Source organism: Enterobacter sp. Ap-867 (genome assembly GCF_011752855.1).
Lineage (GTDB): Bacteria > Pseudomonadota > Gammaproteobacteria > Enterobacterales > Enterobacteriaceae > Cedecea.
Genome location: NZ_VWWS01000025.1, coordinates 1 through 1,010, shown reverse-complemented (window position 1 = coordinate 1,010; position 1,010 = coordinate 1). Strand labels below are relative to the sequence as shown.

At 52.6% G+C, this 1,010-nt stretch carries 1 protein-coding gene; it reads left to right on the top strand.

Annotated elements, in window-relative coordinates:
• Positions 1-1,010, top strand: a 1,010-nt coding sequence (gene tuf / locus F3J26_RS22520; RefSeq protein WP_166996033.1) for an elongation factor Tu, incomplete at both ends; no start/stop codon positions are given.

The window sequence follows — 1,010 nt, the reverse complement described above, 5'->3', positions numbered from 1 at the left end:
CTGACCGCTGCAATCACTACCGTTCTGGCTAAAACCTACGGTGGTTCTGCTCGTGCATTCGACCAGATCGATAACGCACCAGAAGAAAAAGCTCGTGGTATCACCATCAACACCTCCCACGTTGAGTACGACACCCCGACTCGTCACTACGCGCACGTTGACTGCCCAGGGCACGCCGACTACGTGAAAAACATGATCACCGGTGCTGCTCAGATGGACGGCGCTATCCTGGTTGTTGCTGCGACTGACGGCCCTATGCCTCAGACCCGTGAGCACATCCTGCTGGGTCGTCAGGTTGGCGTTCCTTACATCATCGTGTTCCTGAACAAATGCGACATGGTTGATGACGAAGAGCTGCTGGAGCTGGTTGAAATGGAAGTGCGTGAACTTCTGTCTCAGTACGACTTCCCGGGCGATGACACCCCAATCATCCGTGGTTCTGCTCTGAAAGCGCTGGAAGGCGAAGCTGAGTGGGAAGCTAAAATCGTTGAACTGGCTGGCTTCCTGGATTCTTACATCCCAGAACCAGTACGTGCAATCGACCTGCCGTTCCTGCTGCCAATCGAAGACGTATTCTCCATCTCCGGTCGTGGTACCGTTGTTACCGGTCGTGTAGAGCGCGGTATCGTTAAAGTAGGTGAAGAAGTTGAAATCGTTGGTATCAAAGATACTGCGAAATCTACCTGTACCGGCGTTGAAATGTTCCGCAAACTGCTGGACGAAGGCCGTGCTGGTGAGAACGTAGGTGTTCTGCTGCGTGGTATCAAACGTGAAGAAATCGAACGTGGTCAGGTACTGGCTAAGCCAGGCTCAATCAAGCCACACACCAAGTTCGAATCTGAAGTGTACATCCTGTCCAAAGACGAAGGCGGCCGTCATACTCCGTTCTTCAAAGGCTACCGTCCACAGTTCTACTTCCGTACAACTGACGTGACCGGTACCATCGAACTGCCAGAAGGCGTAGAGATGGTAATGCCAGGCGACAACATCAAAATGGTTGTTACCCTGAT